The 23,968-nt window shown below is 29.5% G+C and carries 20 protein-coding genes and 1 tRNA gene; 14 read left to right on the plus strand and 7 right to left on the minus strand.

The features are described 5' to 3' along the window. The first annotated feature begins 136 nt into the window (after positions 1–136). Positions 137–1,936, plus strand: coding sequence for a heme NO-binding domain-containing protein (locus tag NT01CX_RS00665; RefSeq protein WP_011721118.1), 1,800 nt, complete (start codon positions 137–139; stop codon positions 1,934–1,936). Between the two features lie 23 nt (positions 1,937–1,959). On the opposite strand, the gene NT01CX_RS00670 is transcribed toward NT01CX_RS00665, so the two are convergent. Next, a complete protein-coding gene (locus tag NT01CX_RS00670) occupies positions 1,960–2,859 on the minus strand; it encodes a radical SAM protein (RefSeq protein WP_011721119.1) in 900 nt (299 codons plus the stop codon). A 38-nt stretch (positions 2,860–2,897) separates the two neighbouring features. Further along, entirely contained in the window at positions 2,898–3,947 is a 1,050-nt protein-coding gene (locus tag NT01CX_RS00675) for a YkvI family membrane protein (RefSeq protein ID WP_011721120.1), read from the minus strand. A 126-nt stretch (positions 3,948–4,073) separates the two neighbouring features. Between NT01CX_RS00675 and NT01CX_RS00680 the strand changes: the two genes are divergently transcribed. Next, a complete protein-coding gene (locus NT01CX_RS00680) occupies positions 4,074–5,153 on the plus strand; it encodes a hypothetical protein (protein WP_011721121.1) in 1,080 nt (359 codons plus the stop codon). 87 nt (positions 5,154–5,240) lie between these two features. Continuing rightward, a complete protein-coding gene (locus NT01CX_RS00685; RefSeq protein ID WP_011721122.1) occupies positions 5,241–6,167 on the plus strand; it encodes a TIGR01212 family radical SAM protein in 927 nt (308 codons plus the stop codon). A gap of 49 nt (positions 6,168–6,216) precedes the next feature. On the opposite strand, the gene NT01CX_RS00690 is transcribed toward NT01CX_RS00685, so the two are convergent. The 4 genes from NT01CX_RS00690 to NT01CX_RS00705 form a co-directional block, all read right to left on the minus strand. Beyond that, positions 6,217–6,873 carry an HAD family hydrolase gene (locus NT01CX_RS00690; protein WP_011721123.1) on the minus strand — a complete coding sequence of 219 codons (657 nt, stop codon included), beginning with the start codon at positions 6,871–6,873 and terminating at the stop codon, positions 6,217–6,219. A gap of 77 nt (positions 6,874–6,950) precedes the next feature. Continuing rightward, the gene (locus NT01CX_RS00695; protein ID WP_011721124.1) at positions 6,951–8,297 is read right to left on the minus strand and encodes a [Fe-Fe] hydrogenase large subunit C-terminal domain-containing protein; all 1,347 of its coding nucleotides are present in this window, start codon (positions 8,295–8,297) and stop codon (positions 6,951–6,953) included. Between the two features lie 159 nt (positions 8,298–8,456). Continuing rightward, positions 8,457–8,532: transfer RNA gene (locus tag NT01CX_RS00700), tRNA-Pro, on the minus strand. A gap of 136 nt (positions 8,533–8,668) precedes the next feature. Beyond that, a complete protein-coding gene (locus NT01CX_RS00705) occupies positions 8,669–8,983 on the minus strand; it encodes a hypothetical protein (protein ID WP_011721125.1) in 315 nt (104 codons plus the stop codon). A 216-nt stretch (positions 8,984–9,199) separates the two neighbouring features. Here NT01CX_RS00705 and NT01CX_RS00710 point away from each other — a divergent pair, with 216 nt between their 5' ends. Both NT01CX_RS00710 and NT01CX_RS00715 read left to right on the plus strand, forming a co-directional pair. After that, entirely contained in the window at positions 9,200–9,970 is a 771-nt protein-coding gene (locus tag NT01CX_RS00710; RefSeq protein ID WP_011721126.1) for a metal ABC transporter ATP-binding protein, read from the plus strand. Beyond that, a complete protein-coding gene (locus NT01CX_RS00715) occupies positions 9,963–10,790 on the plus strand; it encodes a metal ABC transporter permease (RefSeq protein ID WP_011721127.1) in 828 nt (275 codons plus the stop codon). The genes NT01CX_RS00710 and NT01CX_RS00715 overlap by 8 nt, the downstream gene beginning before the upstream one ends. A gap of 22 nt (positions 10,791–10,812) precedes the next feature. On the opposite strand, the gene murC is transcribed toward NT01CX_RS00715, so the two are convergent. Continuing rightward, positions 10,813–12,189 carry a UDP-N-acetylmuramate--L-alanine ligase gene (gene murC / locus NT01CX_RS00720; protein WP_011721128.1) on the minus strand — a complete coding sequence of 459 codons (1,377 nt, stop codon included), beginning with the start codon at positions 12,187–12,189 and terminating at the stop codon, positions 10,813–10,815. Positions 12,190–12,460: 271 nt separating this feature from the next. On the opposite strand from murC, the gene purR reads away from it, so the two are divergent. The 9 genes from purR to mfd all read left to right on the plus strand — a co-directional run bounded on the left by purR (position 12,461) and on the right by mfd (position 23,960). Then, positions 12,461–13,279 carry a pur operon repressor gene (purR, locus tag NT01CX_RS00725; RefSeq protein ID WP_011721129.1) on the plus strand — a complete coding sequence of 273 codons (819 nt, stop codon included), beginning with the start codon at positions 12,461–12,463 and terminating at the stop codon, positions 13,277–13,279. Between the two features lie 77 nt (positions 13,280–13,356). Beyond that, positions 13,357–13,659 (plus strand): septation regulator SpoVG, encoded by a 303-nt coding sequence (gene spoVG / locus NT01CX_RS00730; protein WP_011721130.1) that lies wholly within the window; start codon positions 13,357–13,359, stop codon positions 13,657–13,659. Between the two features lie 216 nt (positions 13,660–13,875). Next, positions 13,876–15,246 carry a bifunctional UDP-N-acetylglucosamine diphosphorylase/glucosamine-1-phosphate N-acetyltransferase GlmU gene (glmU, locus tag NT01CX_RS00735; RefSeq protein WP_039224383.1) on the plus strand — a complete coding sequence of 457 codons (1,371 nt, stop codon included), beginning with the start codon at positions 13,876–13,878 and terminating at the stop codon, positions 15,244–15,246. Positions 15,247–15,291: 45 nt separating this feature from the next. Further along, entirely contained in the window at positions 15,292–16,248 is a 957-nt protein-coding gene (locus tag NT01CX_RS00740) for a ribose-phosphate pyrophosphokinase (RefSeq protein WP_011721132.1), read from the plus strand. A 187-nt stretch (positions 16,249–16,435) separates the two neighbouring features. After that, on the plus strand, positions 16,436–17,122 hold the full coding sequence (locus NT01CX_RS00745) for a response regulator transcription factor (protein ID WP_011721133.1): 687 nt from the start codon (positions 16,436–16,438) through the stop codon (positions 17,120–17,122). Beyond that, a complete protein-coding gene (locus tag NT01CX_RS00750; protein WP_011721134.1) occupies positions 17,123–18,535 on the plus strand; it encodes a HAMP domain-containing sensor histidine kinase in 1,413 nt (470 codons plus the stop codon). It begins immediately after the preceding gene. 37 nt (positions 18,536–18,572) lie between these two features. Continuing rightward, positions 18,573–19,718 carry a S1C family serine protease gene (locus NT01CX_RS00755; protein ID WP_011721135.1) on the plus strand — a complete coding sequence of 382 codons (1,146 nt, stop codon included), beginning with the start codon at positions 18,573–18,575 and terminating at the stop codon, positions 19,716–19,718. Between the two features lie 139 nt (positions 19,719–19,857). Further along, positions 19,858–20,424 carry an aminoacyl-tRNA hydrolase gene (pth, locus tag NT01CX_RS00760; protein ID WP_011721136.1) on the plus strand — a complete coding sequence of 189 codons (567 nt, stop codon included), beginning with the start codon at positions 19,858–19,860 and terminating at the stop codon, positions 20,422–20,424. Between the two features lie 23 nt (positions 20,425–20,447). Next, complete coding sequence (gene mfd / locus NT01CX_RS00765; protein ID WP_011721137.1) at positions 20,448–23,960, plus strand: transcription-repair coupling factor; 3,513 nt, start codon at positions 20,448–20,450, stop codon at positions 23,958–23,960. The last annotated feature ends 8 nt before the right edge of the window (positions 23,961–23,968 follow it).

Genomic DNA, 23,968 nt, shown 5'->3' on the forward strand with positions numbered 1-23,968 from the left:
ACATATTCCGTTAATAGTATATTTTTGTCGTTTAATGTAATTGATGATTACAAACATATAAAAATAATATATAATTAAATTAGTGCTACATTTTGGATTTATTGTATATTAATAAATATTACTGGAGGTATAAATAATGAAAGGTACTATTGTTGCGACTTGGATTAATACATGCCGAAAAATTTATGATAAAAATACAGTTGCACTTGCTATGCAATCAGTTGGGTGGAAAGAAAACAGAATATTTTCTCCCATAGAGGATGTTGATGATAGATATGTACAGGACATAATGAAGTACATATCTGAAAGTAGGAACATAAGCATAAATGAATTATGGAGAGCTATAGGAAAAGATAATATAAAAACCTTCTTTAAAGATTTTCCAGCTTTTTTTGAACATGAAAATCTATATTCATTTTTTAGATCTATGTTTGATGTTCACGTTGAAATGGTTAAAAAGTTTAAGGGCGCAAAGCCACCTATTATTGATATAAAGCCAATATCAAGTAAAAAAGCTATTTTTAAATACAATTCCAAAAGAGAAATGTATGATTATTGTTTAGGATTAATTGATGGAAGTTCGGAGTATTTTAAGGAAAATTTAGAGGTAAAAGAAATTAGTAGAAGTAGTGGTGAACTAGTATTAGAATTCACATTTGAAAATGATATTTTTTATAAAAGAGTTTATAAGTTTAATAAGATGCTATCTTTTGGATTTATGAAAAGTATACCTGCAAAAGTTGGTGTTTTAACATTTATAATATCCTTACTTGTTGGTATTCCTATGTTTGGGTTTACAAATATACTAAAAGAACTAGGTATAGCTGTTATATCATCTTTAGCATCAGCATTTGCTATATCTGTACTACTTAGGCCAGTAGGTTTAATTAAAAAAGAAATAAATAATATCAATAAAAATAATTATACTGAGGATGGACAGATTGTTACAGGGGATGTTTTTGAAGACATATATGAATTATTAAAAGAACATAGAAAAGGTGTACGAGCAGATTTTGTTGGCTTTAAGGGTGTTACAGATGAAATGGGTACATTTGTTAGAAATATAAATAAAATATCTGATTCCATGATGTCTACGTCTGAAGAGATATCAGGGGTAGTTGAGCAAGTTGCAGACGCTGCTATAAGCCAAGCTGAAAATACTCAAGATGCTGCTACTATTTTAAATGGAAATATAGAAGCTTTAAAAAATATTGTTAATGTTGAAAATGAAAATAAAGAACAGTTAGAACAGGCAATAAGCAAGATTGATAATAGTTATAATAATGTTGATAATTCAAGTAAAAATATAATAGAGTCACTTAATAAGTTTAAAGAAGTAAGAAATAATGGAATGGAACTTGAAGATAAAGCTCATAGCATAACTGACATTGTTTCAATTGTTTCTCAAATATCAGAACAGACAAATCTTTTAGCGCTAAATGCATCAATTGAAGCAGCAAGAGCAGGAGAAGCAGGAAAGGGATTTTCAGTTGTAGCTGAAGAGGTTAGAAAGCTTGCAGAACAAACACAAGAAGCTGTGGAGCAAATAAATACTAATCTTGGAGAGTTTGTAGAGGCTATTAAGAATTTAGTTACAAAAATAGACTCTCAATACTCAGTTTTGGAAAAGGAAACTGGAAGTCTTAAAGAAGTTAGGGATATAAGCTTAGATGCTACTAATGCAATACAAACTGTATCTGCATCTATGATAAAAACAATAGATGAATTAACTTCAGAATCACAAACTATAGCAGAGATATATAATAACATAGAATCTTTATCAGCAATTGCTGAGGAAAATTCAGCATCTTCAGAAGAAGTTAGTGCAAGTGTATCTAACTATACTAGTGAAATAAAGAACTTAATTAGTAGTATTTCAGAGTTTAAAAATCTAACAGAACAGTTTAAAGATGAATTAAGAAAATATAAGATATAAATAAAAGTCCTAGCAGTTATCTGTTAGGACTTATTTATTCCCCTTAAATCAAAATCTGGAATAAAACTTTCAGAGGCTGTTCCCTCATCTTGTATAAAAGCATTTTTAATTCCTAGATTTAAACAATAATTTATTAAAGCATCATAATGTTTTTTAGTAACCTTTCTGTTTATTTCAGGATATTTTGCAAGGTTTTTGGTTGGAGTATATTGATTCATTATACTTATGTATATAGAATCTTTATATGTTTTATATAGATAATCTATTATTTTTTTTGAATCAAATAAAAGACTTGGTATCATTAAGTGCCTTACAATAACGCCTTTTTTCATAATTCCCTTATGATCAAATTCAGGTGTTCCAACTTGTTTAAACATCTCCATTATGGCCTTGGATGCTACCTTAAAATAATCGGGAGCATTAGAATATTTAATTGCATAGGAATCTTTAAAATATTTAAAATCTGGAAGATATATATCAACATAGCCATTTAATAATTTTAGTGTTTCTATGTTTTCATAACTGTTTGTATTATAGACAATGGGAATATTGAGTCCCCTCATTTTGGCTATTTTAAGAGCAGATATTATTTGAGGTACAAAGTGTGTTGGAGTTACTAAATTTATATTAGTTGCACCTCTTTGTTGTTGTTCTAAAAATATTTCGCTTAAACGTTCAATGGAAACTTCCTGTCCAACACCATCTGTGCTAATGGCGTAGTTTTGACAGAAAACACATTTTAAATTACAGTTTGAAAAAAATACTGTGCCAGAGCCATTGCTTCCTGAAATACAAGGCTCTTCCCAGGCGTGTAGTGATACTCTGGCAAGTTTTACTTTGTCTTTTGATTTGCAAAAACCGATATCTCCATTAAATCTATTTACGTTACAATTTCTATAACATAAATTACAGTTTTCTAACATAAAATCACATCCTTTGTTACTATATAAATTTTTATCATCTAATGTCTATCTTTAATCCTAAATATAATACACTGTATTAGAAAAATTAAACTTACAAATCCAAATACAGGATATACATGGCTTATTAAATTTACAAATCCAAATTGGGAAATTGGAATATCAATAAGCAATATAAGTATTATAGCCTTTTTATATGGAATTTTAAATACATCTCTAAGGGTCTTACTTAAACTATAAATGTCGGACACTTCAGTTGAGAACATTTCAAGCCACATAATTCCGAGAAGAAATATTTGTATAAGTCCTCCGAAGCGATTGGCTACATATAATAGTGGAATATCGTATTTATATATGTTAGGCACGTTTAAAAGTAGCATAAAATTTATCATACAGGCAAGAATTGTAAGACCTAAAGCACCAAAGAATATTCCAAGTCTACAGGATGATTTATCCTTTGTTTCTGAAGTTAATGGAACTAAAACTCCACTACAAGATAGGGAATTAAAGCTTCCATATAATAAACAAGAAATAAACCAGCTTCCCTTAATTGAAGGAATCTGTTTAATATAACCTACATTAGCTGTATCCTTAGAAAGTAGTAAAAACAATAAAAAGATAGTTGTGATTACAATTATAAGACAAGGAACTATAAAGGCATTTATTTCTATAAGTCCGTTGGTATCACGAAATAGTGTAATAAGTGCGATTACTGCCATTATAGATATTCCAACCCACTTTGGAACATTAAAATATTGATGAATTAAAGAGCCGCTACCAGCAAGTATTATTGAAGAACTAGTAATTAAACAAATGGTGGTGAATAGCTGGGTTATTTTGCCCCATATTCCTGGACTAACAGTTTTTATAAATGAGCTATAAGAATTTAAATTATATTTACCGCCAATATGTATTATGTTAAACCCCATAAATATATAGATAAACATACATATAAGAATGCCCAAAAAACTTTTATAGCCATACCTAGTGAAAAAAAGTGTTATTTCTTCACCAGAAGCTAGTCCAGCACCAACAATGGTTCCAATGAATACTGCTGTTAATTCAAAGATTAACGTTAAATTTTTTTTCAAAATTATACCTCCATTACATTTATAAAACAAGCGCTCATTATAAATATATAAAATTTAATAAAAATAATGATTATATAAATTAAATTTTATTTTAGTGGCAAAATAAATTAAAGAGAGGTGAAAGATGTGATAAAAAAGTATACAAGTTATATACTAATTTTTTTAACTATTTTTATGTGTGTAGGATGTAATAAAAATCAATATGAAAATGTAAAGGAAAAGGATGTATTTAATATGAAAGTCGCTACTAAAATAGTAGAGGCATATTTTAATTATACAAAAGCAGATAAGTATGAGGAGTCAGCAAAGCTTTTAGATGAGAAAGCAAAAACTGATACCAAGGATTTAAAGCCTTCTAAGTTAAGAATAAGAGGTTATAGAATCAGTGAAGTTACTGAAAGTGGAGGAGAGGGCGATTTTAAAGTAGATGTTATAAAGTCTAGTGTGGATAAACCTGAAACTCAAGTAATAGACTACAGAATAAAAGTGGCTAAAAAAGGTTTGGATTATAAAATTACAGAAGTGTCCACTTCTCTTTTTAAAGAAGCATTTCAAAAAAAGAATCAGATAAGATTTAGAAAAGAAAATAATGTTGAAACTTTGTTGATAACAGATATGGATGGTATTCCGAAGTATGGATATGCCAAAAGTGATAGCGGAAAACTTCAAAGTGAGTTAATACCTAAAAACAAATTTGGTATTTGTTGTTTAAGTTATTCAGGAGATATGCTTGGAATAACTACTACAGGTGATGGAAGTTTTGTTGGAATTATAGATTTAGATGATACTATCCAAACTCAAACTAGTAATAAAGATGAAGGTGGAGATTCATCACAAAATAAAGAAGGTTCAAATCTTGTAAAAGAAAAACCTATAGGAAAAAATGTTTTATTATGTGACTTATTAAAAAAGGCTAAGATAGAAAACATGACTTTTTCTCAAGATGATAAATTATTGCTTGTCCAATATAGTAAAGATAAAGATACTTGCATAAAGGTATTTAATACAGAAAGTGGTGAACCGATACCTACAAATTTTGAAAGTGAGTATCCATTAAGTAAAGTTAATGTAGTTTTTAGAGAGTTTAAAAAGGATAAAATGATTTTTAGTGTTATAAATAAGGATAGCAAAGAAAAAGACAACAAATATATTGGGGAATGGGAACTTAATTTACAATCTTACAAAATATCTAAAGCCAAGAAATAATTTTATATAAAAATGTCTATAGTGTATAATACTCTATAGGCATTTTTGTTTGGTAGATTTATAAAAGAAAAGGAGTAGCGAATTTACATGAAAGAAAAGTGGGGAGATAAAAGGTATCATACTTTAAATTATTTTCTAAGAGAAAAATTTGGAGAAAAGGTATTTAAAATATCACTAGATGCTGGTTTTTCATGTCCTAATAGGGATGGAACCATAAGCAAAGGTGGATGTATATATTGCAGTGAAAGAGGTTCGGGAGATTTTGCAGGTGATAGGAATTTTTCTATAAGTTCTCAATTTGATGATATAAAAGAAATGATGAAAAATAAGTGGAAAAAGGGAAAGTATATAGCTTATTTTCAGGCATATACAAATACATATGCTCCTGTAGAAGAACTAAGAAGAAAGTATGAAGAGGCTATAAATGAAGAGGGAGTAGTTGCTCTTGCCATAGCTACAAGGCCTGATTGTTTAAGTGATGAGGTTGTAGAATTAATAAGTCAGTTTAATGATAGAGTATACACATGGGTAGAGCTTGGACTTCAAACTAGTAATGAATGTACGGCAAAGCTTATAAATAGAGGATATAATCTTCCTATATTTGAGGATGCTTTAACTAGACTTAGAGAAAAAAACATAGATGTTGTAGTACATACCATATTTGGACTTCCAGGAGAAGATAGAGAAGATATGCTTAATACTATAAGATATTTAAGAAAAAAGGATATTCAAGGGATAAAAATACATCTTCTTCATTTACTTAAAGGAACTCCTATGGTTAAACTATATGAACAAGGGAAACTTAAATTTTTAGAACAAGATGAATATATAGATATTATAGTAAAGGCTGTTAGCATGTTACCTCAAAACATAGTTATACACAGATTAACTGGGGATGCACCTAGAAACTTAATAATAGGACCTATGTGGAGTTTGAAAAAGTGGGAAGTTTTAAATGCTATAGATGCCAAGTTTAAAAATGATAATATATATCAAGGAAAAGAATATATATAAAAATAAAAGATTATGTAGGTATACTTAAATTCCTACATAATCTTTTTTGTTATATTGCGTCACCCATAAGATCATCGTATTTATATATATATTTATCAGCAATATCTATAATCTTATCCTTTTGATAACTTGAAAAATCATCATAAATACCAATCACTTTCATTCCAGCAGCTTTAGCACCAACTACAGCTGGGAATATATCTTCAAATACAATACACTTAGAAGGGTCAACATTTAGACGTTTAGCTGCAAGTAAATACACGTCAGGAAAGTTCTTTCCTCTACTTACTTCATCTGTTCTTGTAATAGAATCAAAATAATCATAGATACCAGTTGCTTTTAATGCTGTTGTAAGCAATAATTCACAATTGCTAGTTGCAAGGGCTATTTTAATTCCCATTGATTTAAGTAAATTTAAGTACTTTAGTGTACCTGGTTTAAGAGTAACATTATGTTTGTATTCATCTAGAGCCATATTGTTCCACTCAGTACAAATTTCTTCAACAGACTCATCTAAATTAAATGTATTTTTAAAGTATAAAGCAGCTTCTTCAAAACATAAATCTTGAACTTGTTCTTTTAAATCTTTTGGACATTCTATATTTCTTTTTTCTAAAAAATCTCTATCTATTTTTGTCCATACCCACATAGAATCAACAAGAGTGCCGTCCATATCAAATATAGCGCCTTTTATATCTTTAAGCATAAATAACACCCCTTTTTCGTAAATAATGTTTATTATCATTATAAGATAGAACAATTGAATGTAGCAAGAGAAAACATTTAAAGGTTTCTATGAAATATTTCTGTTTTTTCTTTGTTTTCAAAGTCTTTTATGGAATAAATATCTAGATTATTTAGTATATTCTTCATCCAATGATTTTGTGTTGATATTGATATTTCAGAGTTATTGGCTAAATTTGAAAGTGATTTTTGTCCTTCTTCTTTTGAAATTATAGTACCAGGACCACCAACACAACCACCAACACAGCCCATACCTTCAATAAAATTTGAATCTAAATCACCTTGTTTTAATAATGATAAAACTTCCCTGCATTCTTTAATTCCGTTAGCTTTAGTGGTTTTAAGAAGATCTTTTCTGTCTGGAAATAATGTTTCTATGGTATCGCAAATTGCTTTTGATACTCCACCTGTAAATCCGTATATTAATCCTTGCTTTGATGAATATTCTATAGTGTTATCTTCTTTTAGTTCTTCCGGATGTATATTTAGAGCATCAAAAATGTCCTTAGTTTCTTTGTAGGTTAGAACAAAATCAATTATTCCCGCAAGATCCTTTTCTTTTGCTTCAGATTTTTTAGCTATGCAAGGTCCTATGAATACCACTTTACATTTAGGATTTAATTTTTTTAATACTTTGCCTGCTGCAATCATAGGTGATACTGAAGGAGAAACATGAGGAAGAAGTTCCTTAAAGGATTTTTTCAGCATAGCCATCCACATAGGGCAACAACATGAAGTTATCATAAAGTCATCTATTGAATTTACATTTTTGTTAAATTCAGTGGCTTCATTTAAAGTCAGCATATCTGCAAAAAATGCTACTTCGACCATATCAGTAAAGCCTAATTTTTTAAAGGCAGTTCTAAGCTTATTCATGGATACATTTTCTCCAAATTGTCCAATTATTGAAGGGGCTACTGCGGCAATTACTATGTCTTCTTTATTTAGTAAGTCTATAAGGGGAATAAATTCTACTTTATCTAAAATGCTACCTGTAGGACATGCGTCTACGCAAAATCCACAATCTACGCATTTACCAAGAGATATGTATGTCGTACTGGTATTTTTATCTACTAATATAGCATCAAAGGGACAAGATTTCTGACAGCGAGTTTTCTCACCATCCTTAGAGCAGTCCATAGAGCAATCATGTACTTTATGAACGATTTTATGACGAATTTCATAATTACCTATTGCTTTCTTTAAGTTTATGATAAAGTTATCATCGAATTCTATATTAACTCCGCATAAGGAAGAAATGACCTTGGATAAATACTCTTTATCTTCAGTTTCTTTTGATAATATATGAGTTACTGTTTCTTCGAAATTATCATTATAATATGCTTTAACTAATTTTTTAAATAAGTTATCAAATTTTTTATTCATAATGCAGTCTCCTTTTACTGTATGGTATTTAAGCTTATTTTTAGCAGTTAAATATATTTGTATACAATATAAGGTGTTATAACATTATTAAGTATTAAAGCGTATAGTGTAGTTTTACAAAAAATAAAAAAAAGAGTTAATAAAATTAACTCTTTTTACTGGTCGGGGTAGCAGGACTTGAACCCGCGGCCTCATGGTCCCAAACCACGCGCGCTACCATCTGCGCTATACCCCGTCAACAAGAATTATTATACGATGGTTTTTATAAAAAGTCAACAATAAATTTTATATTTTAATTAAAAAAGTTATATGCCATAAAGTAAAATTATGGATATAACTTTCTGTATCCCTTATTTAGGGGAATAAAACAACTATTTTTCTTCTTTTTTATCTCCAGCACCAGTAGTAGGAACTAGTGATATTACAAATCCTACGAAAATTGATACTAATGCAGATGATATTACATTTAAGTAATTTACATAGCGAGTTCTATAAAGGATTAAAGTTGATACACCTATTATTATTAATGTTACAACAAATAGATATATAACGAACTTTGCAAATGAACTTATGTATTTTTCGTATAACTTATTGCGAGTTGGCTTTGGTATCATTGCTCTAAACAAATAGTAAAAAGCAAATATAAGAATAATATCTACTACGGCAGAGATTAAAAAATTTCTCATAATAAAATCCTCCTAAATATTTAATTATTAATATTTTTCCCCAATTTTTATATTTTTAGACTTAATTTATAAAATCATTTATAATATTAGGGTTAAAATCTTATTTTAAAGACTATAATTTTTAATATACCGTAAAAATTCAAAATAAAACTTGCAATTGATATGCATTATTGTTTAAAATGATTTTATGCGTTAAAAGTGGAATGAGGGGTGCTTATGGAAAATATAATTGAAATAAATGATGTAGATGTTTATTATGAAGATGTTTCTGCATTGAGTAATATAAATTTAAAAGTTGAACAAAATGAATTTCTAGCTATCTTAGGACCCAATGGAGGGGGAAAGAGTACATTATTAAAGCTTATATTAGGCTTTAGACAACCTACATGTGGAGATATTAAGATACTTGGCAAAAGTCCTAAAAAGAGTAGAAGTTTGGTTGGATATGTACCGCAGTTCACTAAATTTGACAAAAAGTTTCCAATTAGCGTAGAGGAAGTTGTGCTTATGGGGAGGCTTGGAGGCAGAATTAAACCATTTCATAAGTTTAATGATGAAGATCATAAAAAAGTTGAAGACATAATGAAAAAATTAAATATATATCAATTTAAAGATAGGCAAATAGGACAATTGTCTGGAGGACAAATGCAGAGAGTATTGATTGCAAGAGCACTTTTAATTGAACCTAAAATATTGCTTTTAGACGAGCCTACGGCAAGTCTTGATGCAGCAACTAAAATTCAAATATACGAACTTTTAAAAGAATTAAGTAGTGAAATGACGATAGTAATTGTAACTCATGATGTTAATATAATTTCAACATATGCAACTAAAATAGCTTGTATAGATAATAAATTATACTATTATGGAAAGGCACAGTCAGGTAATGAAGTTTTAAGTAAAATATATAGTTACCCAATAGAGCCTATATCAAAGGACAAAATTCAAAGCCATTTAGAGGCATGTGGGGAGGAATTAGATGATTAATGCATTTTTTCAATATGCTTTTATGAGGCATGCATTTATTGCAGTAATTTTAGCAAGTATAGTTTGTGGAATAATTGGAACTATAGTTGTTGAGAAAAAATTAGTTATGATGAGTGGAGGAATTGCACATACTGCCTTTGGTGGAATTGGTATGGGATATTTTCTGGGTATAGAACCTATGATTGGAGCGCTTATATTTTCTGTACTCTCATCTCTTGGAATTGCAAAAATAAATAGAAGTACAAATACAAATTCAGATACATTAATAGGAATGTTTTGGTCTCTTGGTATGGCACTTGGTATAATTTTTATAGCATTTACTCCAGGATATCCACCAGATATGAACTCTTATTTATTTGGAAACATATTAAGAGTTTCTAGTATGGATGTAAAAATAATGGGTGCATTAGATGTAATTGTTGTGGCTATTATAGTGATTTTATTTAATTATTTTAAAGCATACTTATTTGATGATGAATTTACTCAGGTTCTTGGAATTAATACTTCCTTTTTAGAGTATTTAACATATGTAACAATAGCTTGTACTATAGTTGTTTTAATTAGAGTAGTTGGAATAATATTAGTAATAGCACTTCTTACAGTGCCACCAGCTATTGCAAAACAATTTACATTTAACTTAAAGTCAATTATGATAGTATCTTCATTTTTAGGAATTATATTTGGATTTGCAGGACTTGCAATTTCTTATTATTTTAATATAGCATCAGGTGCATCTATTATAATAGTTGCCGTTGCAAGTTATGTTATAATTTCATTTTTAAAGAAACTTATAAACAAAAAAAGAGGTAACTTCAATTAAATGAAGTGCCTCTTTTTATTTCTTATTTTGCTTCTAAGAACATTTCTCCAACTCTATAAACATCCCCAGCACCAATTGTAATTAGTAAATCTCCATCTTTAAGTTCGCCTTTTAGGAAAGTTACTATATCTTCAAAGCTATGAAGGTTTTTGCAGTTTACTCCGTTTTCTCTTATTTTATCACCAAGCATAGTAGAGCTTACAACTCCAGTATCTTTTTCTCTTGCTGCATAAATATCTGCTAAAACTAAAGTATCAGCATTTGAGAAAGAATTTGCAAAATCATCAAATAAGCTTATTGTTCTAGAGTAAGTGTGAGGTTGGAATACACAAAATACTCTTTTATGAGGGAAGTTTTTAGCGGCATTTAAAGCTGCTTTTATTTCTGTTGGGTGATGAGCGTAATCATCAACTACAGTAATTCCATCTACTTTTCCCTTGATTTCAAAACGTCTATGAGCTCCGTTAAATGTTGAAAGTCCTTCTATTATAGAATCTACAGGAACATTTAAGCTTAATGCAGAACTTATACTAGCTAGTGCATCAAGAATGTTGTGGTTTCCTGGAACATTTAATGTTAAAGTAAATAGTTTTTCTTCATTTCTGTAAACATCAAAAGTTGGACGACCGTTATTGAATACTATATTTTTAGCTCTTACATCTCCGTTATTTATTCCAAATGTTATTACATTACAATCTACTTGTTTAGATACTTCAACACATCTCTTATCATCTGCATTTACAATTAAGAATCCATCATTTGGGATGAGTTTTGCAAATTTTAAGAATGTGTTTTGTATATCATTTATGTCTTTATAGAAGTCTAAGTGATCTGCTTCTATATTTAATATAACTCCTATATAAGGATAGAATTTTAAAAATGATGCTTTGTATTCACAAGCTTCAGTAACAAAATATTCGCTATTTCCAACTCTTACGTTTCCGTTTATTACATCAAGGTTTCCACCTACTAAAATAGTTGGATCTAAGTTTGCACTTAGTGATATGTGTGAAAACATAGAAGTTGTAGTAGTTTTTCCGTGAGTACCTGAGATAGCTATATTATACTTGTGACCTTGCATTACATGACCTAAAAATTCAGCTCTATCCATTGTTTGAATATTACACTCACGAGCCTTTACAAGTTCAGGGTTACTATCTGGGATAGCTGCTGTGTAGACTACTAAATCTACATCTTTTAAATTATTACCATTATGTCCTATGTATATTTCTGCACCTTTAGCTTGAAGATGTTTTGTAAGGTCAGATTCACTTCTATCTGAACCAGATACTCTATAGCCACTATTTAAAAGTATTTCGGCAAGTCCGCTCATGCTAATACCGCCAATACCTATAAAATGTACTTTTTTATTATTATCTTTTAAAAAATTAAATGACAAATCAATCAGCTCCTTAAATGGATAAAATAATTAAAATTATTATCAATCTAATTATATACAACTTTTTATAAAATCAATACCTTTTATTAATAATATTAAATAAAATTCCTATAAATAACTAATAAAAAACTTATTGCAATTATAAAATATTTGGAACAAACATTATAATATTTTAAAATTGTGTTGATAATAGTAAATAATTGAACTAAAATATGAATAATAACATGATTATTTAAAAGAATGATTCGTAAATTTAAAATAGGAGAGAGATATGAAAAAATTTACTAGAAACCAGAGAATTACAGCTATTACAAAGACATTAATAGAAAATCCAAATAAAATTATAAATTTAAATAAATTTACTGATATGTTTGATGCAGCAAAATCTACTATAAGTGAGGATATTGTTGTAGTTAGAGAAACATTAAACAAATTATCAATGGGGAACATTGAAACAATTGCAGGTGCTGCAGGTGGAATTAGATATACTTATGGAATATCTGATGAGAGAATTGATGAATTCACAGAAGAATTGTGCATAATTCTAAAGCAGAAGGAAAGAATAGTACCAGGAGAATTTATGTACATAAGTGATATAATGTTTAATCCTGATATAATTCAAACAGCATCTATTATATTAGCATCTAAATTCAAAGAATTAAATGTAGATTGTGTAGTTACAGTTGAAACAAAAGGAATTCCACTTGCATATGAGGTTGCTAAAAAGTTAGGAGTTAACCTTGTTATTGTAAGAAGAGATAACAAAGTAACAGAAGGACCTACTGTATCTATTAACTATATTTCAGGATCAACTAAAAGAATTCAAACAATGTCACTTTCTAAACGTTGTATAAGTAAAGGTAGCAGATGTATTTTTATAGATGATTTTATGAAGGCTGGAGGAACTGCCCTTGGAATAATAAATCTATTAAAAGAGTTTGAAAGTGAGCTTGTAGGAATAGGAGTTCTTGTAGATAACATAAATACCGACAAAAAATTAGTTAAGGATTATACATCAATAATAAAGTTTGCGGGAATTGATGAAAATGATAATCCTATAGTTTATCCAGATAAAATTCACAAAAAATAAAATTTTCTAAAAATTAAGAAGGAAAAAGAGAAATTATGGAGAATACTATAACTAAAGCATCTTTGGAGGTGGAGTTTATGCAAATTACAGATGTAAGAATTAGAAAGATTTCTGCTGAAGGAAAAATGAAGGCTATTGTATCAGTAACTTTTGATAATGAGTTCGTTGTTCATGATATCAAAGTTATTGAAGGACAAAATGGACTTTTTATAGCTATGCCTAGTAGAAAAACTCCGACTGGAGAATTTAAAGATATAGCTCATCCTATTAATACAGAAACAAGACAAAAAATTCAAAAGGCAATATTAGATGAGTATGAAGTAGTTAAGAATGAAACCACTAACAACGAAAATGGTGAAGAAATAACAAGTGAAGATTAAATAAAAAGGAGTAATTACTTTTAATTACTCCTTTTTATTATTTTTTTGGCTATGTTTTCATGATATATCATATTATACTGCATTTATGATATATTATAAGGGTTATATAGGTTGAAAAAAACACTTATATAAAATATAATATAATAGGCATTAATATTAAAAAGTATATAATACGCCATGAAGCGTTAATTTATACCGTGTTGAGAGGTGTTAATATTGTATAAAAGTGCTGTTATTTTAGCGGCAGGTAAAGGTACAAGAATGAAATCAGCTTTACCTAAAGTTTTGCACAAAGTTTGTGGAAAAGAAATGGTTAATCAAGTAATAGATACTTTAAGAAAAAGTGATATAGAAGATATAGATTTAGTTATAGGAAACGGAGCAGAAGAAGTAAAAAAAGCTACTAAAGATACACATGTTTTATATTCTATTCAAGAAGAACAATTAGGAACTGGTCATGCACTTATGTGTGCTAGAGAGTTTCTAGAAGGCAAAGACGGTGTGGTAGCTGTATTTACAGGTGATGCTCCATTAATTACAAGTGAAACAGTAAAAGATTGCATAGAATTCCATAACAAAGGAGAATACAAGGCTACTATTTTAACTGCTATAGTGGGAAATCCATTTGGGTATGGAAGAATAATAAGAGATGAAAACGGAGAAGTTAAAAAAATAGTAGAACACAAGGATTGTACTCCGGAAGAATTAAAAGTTAATGAAATTAACTCTGGTATGTATTGTTTTGATATAAAAGAACTTTTAAACAACTTAGATAAATTAAATAATAACAATTCCCAAGGAGAATATTATTTAACAGACATAATAGAACTTTTAAAAGAAAAAGGTTGCAAAGTTGGAGCTATTAGTGTTAATCCAGATGAAATAAAAGGAGTAAATTCTAGAGGACAACTTGCAGAAGCAGAAGAAATATTAAGATTAAGAATAAATGAAAGACATATGGAAAACGGAGTAACTTTAATTGATCCTAAAAATACATATATAGGAACAGATGTTGAAATTGAAGAAGATACTATAGTTTATCCTGGAAATGTTTTAGAAGGAAAAACTGTAATCAAAAAAGGTTGTGTGCTTTATCCAAATTCTAGAATAAAGGACAGTGTAATTGAAAGTGGAGTTGAGATTCAAAGTTCTGTAATTTTAGAAAGTCATGTAGGTAAGAATACTACAGTAGGTCCATTTGCTTATATAAGACCTGAAAGTAAAATAGGGGAAGGTGCTAGAATAGGAGACTTTGTAGAAATTAAGAAGTCAACTATCGGAAATGGAACTAAGGTTTCTCACTTAACTTATATAGGGGATGCTGAAGTTGGTGGTGGATGTAACTTCGGTTGTGGAACAGTTGTAGTAAATTATGATGGAAAAACAAAGAACAAAACTATTATTGGTGATAACTCTTTTATTGGATGTAATACTAACTTAGTGTCTCCAGTAGAAGTAGAAGACAATACATATATAGCAGCTGGGTCAACTATTACTAAAAAAGTTCAAGAAGGTGATCTCGCTATTGCAAGAGCAAAACAAGTCAATATAAAGGGCTGGGTAGCGAAAAAAGGTCTAAAAAAGTAACGGAATAGAAGGATTCAGTGTTTAAAATTTTAAGGAGGTCTACATATGATAACCCATGGTAAAAGTATTAAAATATTTACAGGTAATGCACATCCAGAGTTAGCAAAAGACATAGCTGATGTCTTAGGAGTAACTGTTGGAGATTCCAATGTAGGAAAATTCAGCGATGGTGAAATTTCTGTAAATACAAATGAAACAGTTAGAGGATCTGATGTGTTTGTTATCCAACCAACACATAACCCTGTAAATGATAATTTAATGGAACTTTTAATAATGATTGACGCATTTAAGAGAGCATCAGCAGGAAGAATAACAGCAGTAATTCCTTACTATGGATATGCAAGACAAGACAGAAAAGCTAAGGCAAGAGATCCAATCACTGCAAAATTAGTTGCAGACTTAATAACAACAGCAGGAGCTGACAGAGTTCTTACTATGGATTTACACGCTGCACAAATTCAAGGATACTTTAACATCCCTGTTGACAACCTTCGTGGAGAACCAATCCTTGCAAAATATTTCTTAGAAGCAGGATTTAAGGAAAGAGACGATGTTGTTATCGTATCTCCAGATTTAGGAAGTGTAACAAGAGCTAGAAACTTTGCAGAAAGATTAGATGCGCCAATAGCTATAATAGACAAAAGAAGACCAAAAGCTAATGTTTGCGAAGTAATGAATGTAATAGGTGACATTAAAGGTAAAACAGTTATCTTAATTGATGATATGATTGATACTGCTGGAACTATCACAAATGGAGCTAATGCTTTAATTGAAAGAGGAGCAAAAGAAGTATATGCTTGTTGTTCACATGGAGTATTATCAGGCCCAGCCATAGAAAGAATCGAAAAAAGTGCAATTAAGAAATTAGTTACTTTAAACACAATAAACATACCAAGTGAAAAAATATCAGACAAATTTGAAGTGTTATCAGTAGCTCCAATATTTGCTGAAGGTATCAGAAGAATATACGAAGATGTTTCAATAAGCAAATTATTTGTATAATTTTTAGTTAGTATAATTAGAGCATATAGGATATTAAATATCTTATATGCTCTTGTTTTACTTAAAAGAAAAATAATGATTGTAACATTTATTTTAATTTATGTATTAAAAAGATAAATGTTATTTAAAATATGATAAAGTATAAGTAATCTTATTTATAATAATTTGTTAAAGGGGAGTGAAATACATGGAAGGAATGTTAGGAAAAATATTAATTGTAGATGACGATGAAAATATATGTGAAATAATAAAAATGTATTTAGAAAGTTCGGGGTATTCAACTGAATGTTGTTATGATGGAAAATCAGCACAAACTGCTTTTTATGAATATAAACCAGATTTAGTATTACTGGATGTTATGTTACCACATATGGATGGTATAGATGTTTTAAAGTGGATAAGAAAAGAATGTGAAACTCCAGTTATTATGCTAACTGCAAAGGGAGAAACATTTGATAAGGTGTTAGCTTTAGAGCTTGGAGCAGATGATTATATTGTAAAACCATTTGAACCTAAGGAATTAATAGCTAGAATAAAGGCTGTACTACGAAGATATAATGTAGAGAATGAAGATAAGGATGTTCTTAAGTTTAAAAGTCTTACTATAGATATAAATTCATATATAGTTGTATATAAAGACAATGAAATAAAAATGCCACCAAAGGAATTTGAACTATTGTATTATCTTGCAAGTAATTGCAACAAGGTGTTTACAAGAGAACAATTACTTTGTGAAGTGTGGGGGTATGACTATCCTGGAGATTCAAGAACGGTTGATGTTCATATAAAAAGACTTAGAGAAAAACTTCAAGGAGGTCCAAACTGGCAAATAGAAACAGTTTGGGGTGTTGGGTATAAATTCGAGGTGAAATAGATGCGAAAAAAAGGCCTCTTTCCAAAGATGGTAGCAACATATAGTTTGATAATTGCTATGAGTTTTATAATACTGGCTTCTTTTTTATCATTTTGGTTTGAAGGATATTTTCTATCACAAAGAAAAGAACAGTTAATATCAGAATCGCAAATATTATCAAACGCAGCTATTCAGTATTTACAAGGGAATGCATCTCTTAGTAAAACAGATGATATATTAGAGTACGTTTCTAGTTATTCATCTATGGATATTTTGTTATTTGATAGATATGGATATGTATATGCAGCATCCAACCCTAAACATAAAAAGTTTATAGGAAATCAGCTTTTAATAGATGAACTTGAAAATTTACGAGATGGAAATTTCATTGAAAAAAAGGACATAGATAGTGAATTCAATAAAAGATATGTTTATGAAATACCTATATTTTATAGAGGAATATTTCAAGGTGCATTGAGATTTAGTACATCCATGCAGCTTATAAAAGCACCACTTAGAAGGGTTTATCAAATAATTTGGGTGTCAGCTATACTTGCCATAATATGTTCAAGTATTATAATCTATTACTTCTCTCAAAAGATAATAATAAAACCATTAGAGGAGATAAATAGTGCCGCTGATAAAATATCAAAAGGTGAAGTTAATAAAAGGGTTAATATAGAATCCAATGACGAAATAGGGGAACTTGCTACATCCTTTAATTCAATGGCAAAATCCTTAGAAGAAGTAGATGAAAACAGAAGATCATTTATATCCAATGTGTCTCATGAGTTAAGGTCGCCTATAACATCTATTAAAGGGTTTATAGGTGGGATATTAGATGGAATTATACCAAAGGAAAAAGAAAAATATTATTTATCAATAGCTTATGAAGAAATACAAAGGCTTACAAGACTTATAAATGATTTATTAGATTTATCTACTATTGAAGCAGGAAAGTTTGTACTTAATATGAAAAAGGAAGACATAAACGAGATAATAAGACTTTCTATTATAAAATTTGAAACAATAATTAAATCTAAAAAATTAAATGTAGAGGTTTGGCTTGAAGAAGAAAGTGTCTATGCCTTAGTAGATAGAGATAAGATAATACAAGTTATAACCAATTTAATAGACAATGCTATAAAGTATGGAAAAGAAGAAGGAAATATAGAAATTAGGACAAAAGTAAGAGGTCAATATATATACATATCTGTATATAATGATGGTCCTAATATTTCAGAAGAAGATGGTAAATATATTTGGGATAGATTTTACAAAGGAGATAAATCTAGAACAATGAAGGTAAGTACGGGGCTTGGATTATCTATTGTTAGAAGAATAGTTACAAAACATGGCGGAGATATCTGGTTTGAAAACAAAGAGGATAAAGGTGTTAAATTTATATTTACACTAAAGAGATCAATAAATTAGAGTATATAAGAGATTTTATAATAGGAGGTGATAAATATTGAATCATAAAAATTTTCATGTTAAGGAAGTAAAGTGGGAAGATGTACATAAAGACAATTTTGGTAATATTAAATTTAGAAAAAATAGAAATAGTATAAAGAAATTTATAAAGTTAATTATTCTTATTATAATTGCTGTTTTCTCTGGGGTTATATCATCGAAGCTAACAATTGAAAGAAAGTACAAACAGTTCAGTGAGTTTAGAGATGAAAAGTTGCAAAATAATAATCTTAGGGAAGCTAGTGTACAAGAGCTTTCCAACACTGTATCAAAAGTGGCAGATAAAGTTGCTCCTAGCATTGTAGGAATAATGGAAAAATCCATGAATTCTACTGAAAATAAATATGATTTCAAGGGGTCAGGAGTTATATTTTCTTCTGACGGTTATATATTGACAAATACTCATATTGTAGATTCATTGGGAGAGATAGAGGTTAAGCTTGCAAACAGTCCTAATTGTTTAAAAGCAAAACTTATTGGGAAAGATGAAGTATCTGATATTGCTGTTATGAAAATAGAAGCTAGAAATTTGCCTAAGGCAACTTTTGCAGATTCATCAAAAGTTCAAATAGGAGATATTGCAATATCCATAGGAAATCCTATGGGAGAACAATTTCCGGGAAATGTAGCTCTAGGTATAATAAGTGGATGCAGTCAAAGAGTGAGTGGTGTAGATGGAACATATCAATTACTTCAAACAGATGCTTCTATAAATTATACAAATAGTGGAGGAGTTCTTTGCAATAAGCAAGGAGAAGTCATTGGAATAAATAGTGTTGATCTAAATAATAAAAAAGTATCAGGTATAGGATTTGCTATCGCAAGTAACGAAGTTAAAATAATAGCAAGTGAAATAACTAAGTATGGAAAAGTTAAAAAAGCTACTATGGGCATCAATGGAAGAGCTGTAGTTTCTGGAGACAAAAACAAAGTAAAAGGTGTTTACATAAGTGAAGTCGTAAAAGGAAGTGCTGCAGAGAAATCTGGCATAAGACCAACGGATATTATAGTTAAGCTAGATAATAAGGTAATAAGTAAATTTAAGGATATAGAAAATATTTTAGAATCTCATAAAATTGGAGATAATATAAAGTGCAGTATATTAAGAGGAGAAAAATTAATAGATTTAAATGTAACTATTTAAGTTATTAAAACTGAATTAGTAGACTAAAACCCGTGAGTAGCTTCTCATGGGTTAGTTGTCTATTTCCTTTAAAAAATGTTATTTTTAATGTATTATAGATAAGTGTGGAAAAAGCAAGACAATATTGGAGGTAAAAGACATGTTTTTAATAGTTGGACTTGGAAACCCTGGCAAAGAGTATGAACATACAAGACATAATGTGGGGTTTGACATTATAGATGTAATATCGGAGAAGTATAATATAGATCTAAATAAGAAAAAATTTAAAGGGATGTATGGGGATGGCACTATAGCTAATGAGAAGGTTATTTTATTAAAACCATTAACATACATGAATTTAAGTGGAGAAAGCATTAAGGAAGTCACAGATTTTTACAAGATACCTAAAGAAAATGTAATAGTTATATACGATGATATAAGCTTAGAAGTTGGTAGAATGAGAATAAGAGAAAAAGGAAGTGCTGGAGGGCATAATGGTATAAAAAATATAATTGCTCACTTTGGTTCTGATGTTTTCCCAAGAATTAAGGTGGGGGTAGGACAGCCAGTGCAAAGGGATTTAGTATCCCATGTACTAGGAAAATTCAATAAGGATGATAGAGAGATATTATCTAAAGTTTTTGAAGCTGCAAGTGATGCAGCAGAAAATATTATAGAAAAAGGAACTGCTGAAGCTATGAATAAGTTTAATGGATTCAAAGCTTAGTAGTAAATGAGAGGGGTATACTCATGAGGTTAAAGGGGCTTATGGAGCCTTTATTAGATAACATTCAATTTCAAAATACAATAAAAAGTATAGAAGATGGGAAATATCCTATTGAGATAACAGGACTTTCAGAGTCAGGAAGAGCTTACTTTATAAATGGTATATATGAACAGGAAGACAAATCTATATTTATATTTACTAATAGTGATGTTGAAGCTAAAAATTTATATGAAGATTTATCTTTATATGTACCTAATGTATATTACTTTCCTAATAAAGAGGTTGTTTTTTATAATGTTTATGCAATCTCTGGAGATTTAAGATGGGAAAGACTTAAAGTAATAAGGGAGATGTTAAAGAAGGGCAAAAAGGTAATAGTAGCATCTATAGAAACTTTAGCATCAACTTATATATCTCCTGAATTATACAAAAAGTATACATTAAAAGTGTCTGTTGGTGATGTTATTGATATTGAAGAATTGAGTGAAAAATTAATACAAGGTGGTTATCAAAGAACAAGCATTGTAGAAGGTAAAGGAGAATTTTCAATAAGAGGTGGAATTATTGATGTGTATTCCCCAATATCATCTGTTCCATATAGAATAGAGTTATTTGGAGATGAAGTAGATTCCATAAGAAGTTTCAATACAGAATCACAAAGAAGTATAGAGAAGAGCAAATCTATTGAAATATTTCCTGCCAAAGAAATGATACTTACAAAAGAAAATATAGACATGGGATACAATTCTATAAAAGAAGATTTACAAAAGGCTAAAGAAAAACTAGTTGATGATAGAGAGTTATTAGATAATTTAGAGAAGAATACAATATCTAATTTAGAATCTTTAAAAGAAACATGGAGCTTTGAAAATATAGATAGTTTTACACCATATTTCTATGAAAACACGGCTACATTACTAGATTATATGAATGATTCACTTGTATTTGTAACTGATGTACAAAGATCACTTGGAAAACTCGATACAGTATACTTTGAATTTATAGAGAATTATAAACAGCTTTTAGAAAGAGGTACTATTCTTTCAAAACAACTAGAACTTTTAGTATCAAAGGAAGATATATTAGAAAAAATACAAAAATCTAATATTGTAACCTTAAATATAATATCTAAAGAGATGGATGTATTAAAATCTAAACATAAAGAGAGTTTTAATCAAACAATTTTAAATTCCTTTGGAGGAAAACTAGACTTTTTAATAGAAGAAATAAATAGTAAGAAAAGTCAAGGATACAAGATATTAATATTAAGTGGTACTAGACCTAGAGGAGAAAGACTAGTTGATGCATTAAGAGATTATGATATTGAAAGTGCTTATAAAGATGTTGTAGACAATATTGAGTTTGGAGAAGTTGTAATAACATTTGGAAATCAATCTAAAGGATTTGAGTACCCTGAGTTAAAGCTTTGTGTTATATCAGATAAAGACTTTTTCGGTAAATCTAGAAAAAGAATTAAAAGAAAAAATAAAAAAGGTGTAGGCAAGATTAAGAGCTTTGATGAGTTAAAGCCAGGAGATTATGTAGTTCACACAAATCATGGTATAGGTGTTTATAAGGGCATTAAACAATTAGAGGTACAAGGTCATAAAAAAGATTATTTAGAACTTAGTTATAATGCTGGAGATACACTATATGTTCCTGTAGAACAATTAGACTTAGTTCAAAAGTATATAGGAAGTGAAGGAAAATCTCCTAAGGTAAATAAGCTTGGCGGAAGTGAATGGACAAAAGCTAAAAAGAAAGTTAGAAAAGCTATAAATGAAATAGCTGAAGAACTAGTAAAACTTTATGCCATAAGATCAACCCTAAAAGGGCATAAGTTTGGAAAAGATACAGTATGGCAAAAGCAATTTGAAGATGAGTTCCCATATGATGAAACTCCAGACCAACTTACTGCTATTCAAGAAATAAAAGAAGACATGGAATCTTCAAAGGCTATGGATAGGCTTTTATGTGGAGATGTTGGCTATGGTAAGACTGAAGTTGCAATAAGAGCTGCTTTTAAATCTGTAATGGATGGAAAACAAGTGGCATTATTAGTTCCTACAACAATTTTAGCAGAACAACATTATACTAACTTAGTAAAAAGATTTTGTGACTTCCCAGTTAAAATAGATATGATAAGTAGATTCAAAACATCCGCTCAAGTTAAAGCTATATTAAAAGAAGTTAAAGCTGGAAATGTTGATGTTTTAATTGGAACACATAGAATACTACAAAAGGATGTGGAATTTAAGGATTTAGGGTTATTAATAGTAGATGAAGAACAACGTTTTGGTGTTACCCATAAAGAAAAGATAAAAAATCTAAAGAAGAATGTTGATGTATTAACATTAACTGCTACACCAATACCAAGAACACTTCATATGTCACTTACAGGTATTAGAGATATTAGTGTTATAGAAACGCCACCAGAAGAAAGATATCCAGTGCAAACTTATGTAGTAGAATTTAATGATCAGCTTATATTAGATGCCATAACTAGAGAAATGGATAGAGGCGGTCAAGTATACTTTGTTTACAACAGAGTTGGTTCTATAAAAGAAATGGCGGCATATCTTGCAAAGTTAGTTCCAGATGCAAAGGTTGGAATTGCACATGGACAAATGCCTGAAAGAGAACTTGAAAAAGTCATGTTTGATTTTATGAAGAAAGAATACGATATATTAGTATGCACAACTATAATCGAAACAGGATTAGATATTCAAAATGCTAATACTATGATAATTTATGATGCAGATAAATTTGGACTATCTCAACTTTATCAACTTCGTGGTAGAGTTGGAAGAACAAATAGAATGGCTTATGCTTATTTAACATATAAAAAGGATAAGGTATTAACTGAAGTTGCAGAAAAGAGATTAAAGGCAATTAAGGATTTTACAGAGCTTGGATCAGGATTTAAAATTGCCATGCGAGATCTTGAAATAAGAGGTGCTGGAAACTTAATAGGAGCAGCACAGCATGGACATATGGCATCTGTAGGATATGATCTATACTGTAGAATGCTTGAAGATACAATAAAGCTTGTGAAAGGAGAGATAGATAAGGAGCCTATAGAAACTACAGTTGATCTAAAGGTTGATGCTTATATACCAGGTAACTACATAAAAGATGAGGTTCAAAAGATAGAAGTATATAAGAAAATTGCAAATATAGATTCTAAAGAAAGCATGATGGATATACAAGAAGAATTAGAAGATAGGTTCTCGGATATACCACCATCTGTAGACAATCTTATTAATATTGCCTACATAAAAACTATTGCAAACAGCCTAGGAATTGTAGAAGTGAAGGAAAAACCAAATGAGGTAATTATAAAATTCCAAAACAAAGAATATATAAATCCAAAATTAATAAAAGGTATAATGGATAAGTATAGCAAGAATGTTATGTTTAAGTTAGGAGATGAGCCTTCTCTAGGCTACAATACAAGAAAAATAAAGAAGGAAGAATTAATAATGCATTTAAGGGAATTTCTACAATATTTACAAAGTATAGTGGAAATCAAATAATTTTATGA

Origin of the sequence: Clostridium novyi NT (genome assembly GCF_000014125.1) — a bacterium.
GTDB lineage: Bacteria > Bacillota > Clostridia > Clostridiales > Clostridiaceae > Clostridium_H > Clostridium_H novyi.

Bases quoted from the DNA above. Each gene is read 5' to 3' on its own strand.
- NT01CX_RS00750 (WP_011721134.1), top strand. From the start codon at position 17,123: ATGCGAAAAAAAGGCCTCTTTCCAAAGATGGTAGCAACATATAGTTTG.
- NT01CX_RS00710 (WP_011721126.1), top strand. From the start codon at position 9,200: ATGGAAAATATAATTGAAATAAATGATGTAGATGTTTATTATGAAGAT.
- NT01CX_RS00745 (WP_011721133.1), top strand. From the start codon at position 16,436: ATGGAAGGAATGTTAGGAAAAATATTAATTGTAGATGACGATGAAAAT.
- mfd (WP_011721137.1), top strand. From the start codon at position 20,448: ATGAGGTTAAAGGGGCTTATGGAGCCTTTATTAGATAACATTCAATTT.
- NT01CX_RS00695 (WP_011721124.1), bottom strand. From the start codon at position 8,297: ATGAATAAAAAATTTGATAACTTATTTAAAAAATTAGTTAAAGCATAT.
- NT01CX_RS00740 (WP_011721132.1), top strand. From the start codon at position 15,292: ATGATAACCCATGGTAAAAGTATTAAAATATTTACAGGTAATGCACAT.
- purR (WP_011721129.1), top strand. From the start codon at position 12,461: ATGAAAAAATTTACTAGAAACCAGAGAATTACAGCTATTACAAAGACA.
- pth (WP_011721136.1), top strand. From the start codon at position 19,858: ATGTTTTTAATAGTTGGACTTGGAAACCCTGGCAAAGAGTATGAACAT.
- NT01CX_RS00665 (WP_011721118.1), top strand. From the start codon at position 137: ATGAAAGGTACTATTGTTGCGACTTGGATTAATACATGCCGAAAAATT.
- NT01CX_RS00685 (WP_011721122.1), top strand. From the start codon at position 5,241: ATGAAAGAAAAGTGGGGAGATAAAAGGTATCATACTTTAAATTATTTT.
- NT01CX_RS00690 (WP_011721123.1), bottom strand. From the start codon at position 6,873: ATGCTTAAAGATATAAAAGGCGCTATATTTGATATGGACGGCACTCTT.
- NT01CX_RS00670 (WP_011721119.1), bottom strand. From the start codon at position 2,859: ATGTTAGAAAACTGTAATTTATGTTATAGAAATTGTAACGTAAATAGA.
- spoVG (WP_011721130.1), top strand. From the start codon at position 13,357: ATGCAAATTACAGATGTAAGAATTAGAAAGATTTCTGCTGAAGGAAAA.
- NT01CX_RS00715 (WP_011721127.1), top strand. From the start codon at position 9,963: ATGATTAATGCATTTTTTCAATATGCTTTTATGAGGCATGCATTTATT.
- NT01CX_RS00705 (WP_011721125.1), bottom strand. From the start codon at position 8,983: ATGAGAAATTTTTTAATCTCTGCCGTAGTAGATATTATTCTTATATTT.